Here is a 5,912-nt window from a genome sequence, read left to right as displayed (position 1 = left end):
CGGGGCCTGGCGTCGCGGCCGGTGCGGCTCGAGGGCTAGCGGCACCGGCACCGGTACGAGCGGCAGCGACGGGCCCGGCGGCGCGGAGGCGGGCAGCCAGCTGAAACCGGGTGGCCGTCCGAGCCCAGGCGGCACCGAACCCGCCCGTGCCGCAGGGCCGTTGCGGTTCCGCCCCCGGTTCGGCCTGGCACCGCTGCGCGCCCGCGGCTTCCGGCTGCTGGTGATCGGGCAGGCCACCTCGGAGTTCGGCAACGCGTTCCAGGTGGTCGCCCTGCCGCTGCTGGTCTACTCCCTCGGCGGCGGCGCCCGCCGACTGAGCCTGGTGATCGCCGCCTACGGCGCGGGCCGGCTGGCCGCCACCCCGCTCGGCGGGATGCTCGCCGACCGCTTCGGCGCCCGGCGGGTGATGCTGGCCGCCGACCTCGGCCGGCTGCTCGCCACCGCCGGCCTGTGCGCGGCCGCGGCCGCCGGGGCGGCGGACTTCCGGCTGATCGGCGGGCTGGCACTGCTGGTCGGCCTCGGCGCCGGGGTGTTCCTGCCGGCCGCCTGGGCGATCACCCCGACCCTGCTGCCCGCCGCGGACCTGCACGCGGGCAACGCGCTGAACAGCACGGTCACCTTCGGCGCCGGTCTGCTCGGTCCGGCGCTGGCCGGCCCGCTGGTCGCCTGGCTGGACCCGGCCGCCGCGCTGGGCCTGGACGCGGCGACCTTCGCCGTGTCGGCGGCGACGCTGCTGCTGATCGGTCGCGGCAGCCCGGTCGCCCCGCCCGGCCCGATCTCCGAACGCGCCTCCGTACCAAGGAACTTCCGTACCCTGCTGCGGGAGTCGCCGCTGCTGCGCGCGGTGCTGACGGTGACGGTGATCGCCAATCTGACGGTGGGCGGCGCCACCCGGGTCGCCCTGCCGACCCTGGCCACCCACGGCTTCGGCGCCGGCGCCGTCGGGCTCGGCCTGCTGCTGGCCGCCTTCACCGGCGGCGCGCTGGTCGGCGGCCTCTTCGCGGCCGGCCTCACCGAACTGCGCTCGCGCGGCCGTACGGCGATGCTCTCCGGCCTGGTGATGGGTGCGGCGATCGGCCTGGTGCCGTTCACCGGCCTGGTCGGCGCCGTGCTGCTGCTCTTCCTGGCCGGCGGCGCCAGCACCGTGACCAACGTCCTGGTCGTCACCGGCGTGCAGCGCGGCACTCCGCCCGCGCTGCTGGCCCGGGTCATGGCGGCGATCACCTTCTGCGCGCTGGGGGTCTTCCCGCTCTCGGTGATCGCGGCCGGCGCGGCCGTGGACGCCTTCGGGGCCCGCGGGGTGTTCGCGACGACCGGACTGTGCCTGACGGGCGCGTTCGGGTACGCGCTGACCAGGCGCGTCATCCGCGAACTGTGAGGCCGTGGCGTCGGCGGAGGATTTGACTCCGCCGACGATCACCACGCATAGTGCCCGCATGGCTGGATACCTCGTTTCGCGCAGGCACATCGACCTGCGCCGTGTGACGGCGATGAGCTGTCGCCCCAGCTGCTGACGCACGCCCTCTTCCGGCTCTGACGCCGGGCGCCCGCGTCCCTCCGTTCCCTTTCTTCACTTCACTTCCTTCCTTCCGCTCGCCCTTTTCGCGACCGCCTCGATCCGTGCGGTCGTGCGCTGCCGTCCGCCCTGCCCCGGTCCTTCCCGGTCCCGGCCCCCGGTCCCCGTACGTCCCGGACCGGATCGGACCGGACCGACCTCGGGCCGAACCCAGGCCGGGCCGGTCGGCGGCGCCTCCCCTCACCACCACACCTCTGGAGCCTCCATGGGCCCGCGCCGGGTTCTCGTCACCACTCTCGCCGTTCTCGCCTCCCTGGCCTCGCTCACCGCCTGCGGCGGCAGCTCCTCGGGCGCGAAGTCCGCCGACAATCCGTACCAGTTGTCCGTTCCCGGGACGATACGCGTCGGCACCCTCTCGGACGCGCCGCCGAACGTGTACCTCAAGGACGGCAAGTTCACCGGTTTCGACAACGACCTGTTCACCGCCGTCGCCGCCAAGGCCGGCCTCAAGGTGGAGTTCGCGGCGACGGACTTCTCGTCGCTGCTGTCCCAGGTCGCCAACCACAAGTTCGACGTGGGCAGTTCGTCCATCACCGTCACCGAGGCCCGCAAGAAGACGGTGGCCTTCACCAACGGCTACGACTTCGGCTACTTCGGCCTGGACGTCCCCGCCGGTTCGCCGATCACCGCCTTCGACCAGCTGGCGGGCAAGCGCGTCGTGGTCGTCCAGGGGACCGTCCAGGACGACTACGCGACCAAGAACAACCTCAACCCGGTGCGCGTGCCCGACTACAACGGCGCGCTGAACCAGCTCAAGGCCGGGACGGCCGAGGCCTGGATCTCGCCCGCGGAGATCGGCGAGAAGAGCGCCCAGGACAGCGGCGGCAAGGTGGTCCTCGCCCAGAAGCAGCTCAGCTCCGCGCCGACCGCCTTCGCCGTCGCCCAGAACCGCCCCGAACTGCTCGCCGCGCTGAACAAGGCCCTCGACGAGGTGATCACGGACGGCACCTGGACCCGCCTCCAGGAGCAGTACTACCCGGGACGCCCGGTGCCGGACGGCTTCAAGCCCGGCAACGGCTCGGTCGCCTACCCGCCCGTCAAGGCGGCCCCGACCACGGGTGCACCGGCCGGCGCGTCCCCGACTCCCTGACCTCGCCCCTCACCCCCTCACCCCCTCACCCCCTCACCCCCGAACCGGACGACAAGGAGGCCGACGTGGACCAGCTGGGCACGCTGGCGGAGACGTTCTTCAACTGGGGATCGATGCGCTCCGCGATCTCCGACCTGCTCACCACCGGCGTGCCCAACACGCTGATCCTCGCGGTGACTTCGGCCGTCATCGGCACCGTCCTGGGGCTGCTGCTGGCAGTGGCCGGCATCGCCCGGACGCGCTGGCTGCGCTGGCCCGCCCGGGTCTACACCGACGTGTTCCGCGGTCTTCCGGCCGCGGTCACCATCCTGCTGATCGGCGTGGGGCTGGCCCCGCAGGGGATGGAGATCTGGGGGCCGGACCCGTACCCGCTCGGAGTCCTCGCGCTGTCCCTGATCGCCGCCGCCTACTTCGGGGAGATCTTCCGCTCCGGGATCCAGAGCGTGGAGGCGGGCCAGTTCGAGGCGGCGCGCGCGCTCGGCTTCTCGTACGCGGCGGCGATGCGGCTGATCATCCTCCCGCTCGGCGTCCGGCGGGTGCTGCCGGCCTGGGTGAACCAGCTCATCTCGCTGATCAAGGACTCCAGCCTGATCTACTTCCTCGGCCTGACGGCCGATCAGCGCGACCTCTTCCGGATCGGCCAGGACTCCGCCGCCACCACCGGCAACGAGTCCGCGCTGGTGCTCGCCGGCCTGTTCTACCTCCTGCTCACCGTGCCGCTGACGCATCTGGTCAACGTGATCGACCGGCGGCTCCGCCACGGGCGCGGCGCACCAGCCGCCCCCTCCCCCTCCGAGGCCCGGCCCTCGCCCGAGCCCGCCCCCGCGTCCGAAGGAGCGGCACGTGTCTGACCACCGCCCCACCGAGTCCGCCGGCACCACCACGACGGCCGCCGGCACCGCCACCCGCACGCCGTTCTCCCCGGTCAGCCTGGCCACCCGGGACCTCCACCTGTCCCTGGGCGGCACCCCGATCCTGCGCGGCGTGGACCTCGACGTCCCCTCGGGACACACCCTCTCCGTGATCGGTCCCTCCGGTTCCGGCAAGTCCACCCTGCTGCGCACGATCAACCGCCTGCTGGAGCCCGACCGCGGCGACGTCCTGCTGGACGGCGAGAGCGTCCTGCACCGCGACCCCGACCTGCTGCGCCGCCAGGTCGGCATGGTCTTCCAGCAGTTCAACCTCTTCCCGCACCTGAGCGTGCTGCGCAACCTCACCCTCCCGCTCCGCAAGCTCCGGGGCCTCTCCCGCGAGGAGGCGACCGGGACCGCCCTGCGCCAACTCGACCTGGTCGGCCTGCGGCACAAGGCCGACGTCCGGCCCGCCCGGCTGTCCGGCGGCCAGCAGCAGCGGGTGGCGATCGCCCGCGCGCTGGCCATGGAGCCCCAGGTGATGCTCTTCGACGAGGCGACCTCGGCCCTGGACCCGGAACTCGTCAAGGGCGTCCTGTCCCTGATGGCCGACCTCGGCCGCGCGGGCATGACCATGGTGGTGGTCACCCACGAGATGGGCTTCGCCCGCTCGGTCTCCGACACCGTCGCCTTCATGGACGGCGGGGTGGTGGTCGAGTCCGGCCCACCGGGGGCGGTCTTCGACGCACCGCGCAGCCCGCGCCTGCGGCAGTTCCTCGCGGACGTGCTCTGACTCCGGCCCGGCGCTCGGAGCGGGACCGTTGACAGTGCCATGCCGGGCTCCTAACGTGGCGCAGTCGATTACCCGTGAGTAGGGAACGCTGATGGCCGAGCCCCGCCCGTACAACCTCGTCCTGTTCGGCGCCACCGGGTTCACCGGCGGTCTCACCGCCGAGTACCTGGCCCGGGCCGCGCCCGAGGGCTGCCGCTGGGCCCTCGCCGGGCGGGACGAGCGCAGGCTCGCCGCCGTCCGGGCGCGGTTGACCCGGATCGACCCGCGCTGCGCGGACCTCCCGCTGCTGGTGGCCGACGCCGCCGACCACCGGGCGCTGCGCCAGGTGGCGGGCTCGGCCCGGGTGGTGGTCTCCACCGTCGGCCCCTACCTGCGGCACGGCGAGCCGCTGGTAGCGGCCTGCGCGGACACCGGCACCGACTACGTGGACCTCACCGGCGAGCCGGAGTTCGTCGACCGGATGTACCTCCGCCACCACGAGCGGGCGGTGGCCAGCGGCGCCCGGCTGGTGCACGCCTGCGGCTTCGACTCGGTGCCGCACGACCTCGGCGTGCTCTTCACCGTCGACGAACTGGTGCGCCGCAGCGGCCCGGTGGCCCGGCTCTCCGTCGAGGGCTTCGTCCGCGTCGGCGGCACCGTCTCCGGCGGCACCTTCGCCTCCGCGCTCACGGCCCTCTCCCGGCCGCGGGCCATGGCCCGGGCCGCCCGCGCCCGCCGCGCGGTCGAGCCCCGACCGAAGGGGCGGCTGGTCCGCACCCCCGCCGGCCTGCCGCACCGCTCCCGGGCCGCCCGCGCCTGGGCCGTGCCGCTGCCCACGATCGACCCCCAGGTGGTGTCCCGCTCGGCCGCCGCACTGGACGCGTACGGACCGGACTTCGGCTACGCCCACTACGCGGCGGTACGCAGGCTGCCGGTCGCCCTCGCCGGCCTCGGCGCCGTCGCGGCGCTCGCCCTCGCCGCCCAACTCCCCGCGCTGCGCCACGCCCTGGAGCGGCTGCGCAAACCCGGCGACGGCCCGGGCCCGGAACAGCGGGCCCGCTCCTGGTTCGCCGTCCGCTTCGCCGCCCGGGCCCAGGACGGCCGCACCCTCCTCACCGAGGTCACCGGCGGCGACCCCGGCTACCAGGAGACGGCCAAGATGCTCGCCGAGTCCGCCCTCTGCCTCGCCTACGACGACCTGCCCCCGCTGGCCGGCCAACTCACCACGGCGGTCGCCATGGGCCGCCCCCTGATCGACCGCCTCACCGCGGCGGGCCTCTCCTTCCGCGTCCTCCCCACCCCGCCCCGCACCGCCCCCGGCCGCTGAACCCGGTCACCGGCCCCGGTACGCGGTCGGCGCGCCACCGTTCGGAACGGTCAGGCGCGGCCGACCGGGGCGTGCGGCCGCTGGATCTCCTCCGGGTGGGCCGTGTGCCGCAGGGCCTCCTCGTAGGCGACGGCACCCGGCGCCAAGGACACCAAGCGCTCAAACCCTCGCCCACGTAGCCGGAGCGGACCCGCCGTACCGGTCCACGACCGCACCGGGCGGGGGGGGGCAGGACGTCGGGCTCGGCCCGCCCGTGCCCCTCTGGAAACAAAAAAACAAACCACACCACACCGAAA

5 protein-coding genes are annotated in these 5,912 nt (G+C 74.3%); all 5 read left to right on the top strand.

All coding sequences use genetic code 11. The features are described from left to right. The first annotated feature begins 160 nt into the window (after nucleotides 1-160). The 5 genes from ACFWXO_RS18930 (at nucleotide 161) to ACFWXO_RS18910 (ending at nucleotide 5,616) form a co-directional block, all read left to right on the top strand. Nucleotides 161-1,378 carry an MFS transporter gene (locus ACFWXO_RS18930; protein WP_380524999.1) on the top strand — a complete coding sequence of 406 codons (1,218 nt, stop codon included), beginning with the start codon at nucleotides 161-163 and terminating at the stop codon, nucleotides 1,376-1,378. 403 nt (nucleotides 1,379-1,781) lie between these two features. Then, nucleotides 1,782-2,666, top strand: a complete 885-nt coding sequence (locus tag ACFWXO_RS18925; RefSeq protein WP_380524997.1) for an ABC transporter substrate-binding protein — start codon at nucleotides 1,782-1,784, stop codon at nucleotides 2,664-2,666. Between the two features lie 65 nt (nucleotides 2,667-2,731). Next, complete coding sequence (locus tag ACFWXO_RS18920) at nucleotides 2,732-3,517, top strand: amino acid ABC transporter permease (RefSeq protein ID WP_380524996.1); 786 nt, start codon at nucleotides 2,732-2,734, stop codon at nucleotides 3,515-3,517. Continuing rightward, complete coding sequence (locus ACFWXO_RS18915; RefSeq protein ID WP_380524995.1) at nucleotides 3,510-4,310, top strand: amino acid ABC transporter ATP-binding protein; 801 nt, start codon at nucleotides 3,510-3,512, stop codon at nucleotides 4,308-4,310. Before ACFWXO_RS18920 ends, ACFWXO_RS18915 begins: the two co-directional genes overlap by 8 nt. Before the next feature lie 91 nt (nucleotides 4,311-4,401). Then, complete coding sequence (locus ACFWXO_RS18910) at nucleotides 4,402-5,616, top strand: saccharopine dehydrogenase family protein (RefSeq protein WP_380524994.1); 1,215 nt, start codon at nucleotides 4,402-4,404, stop codon at nucleotides 5,614-5,616. Nucleotides 5,617-5,912 lie beyond the last annotated feature (296 nt).

It is taken from the genome of Kitasatospora sp. NPDC059088 (genome assembly GCF_042738155.1).
Lineage (GTDB): Bacteria > Actinomycetota > Actinomycetes > Streptomycetales > Streptomycetaceae > Kitasatospora.
Note: the sequence above shows the minus strand (reverse complement) of the source record. Positions and strands in the feature narration are given on the sequence as shown.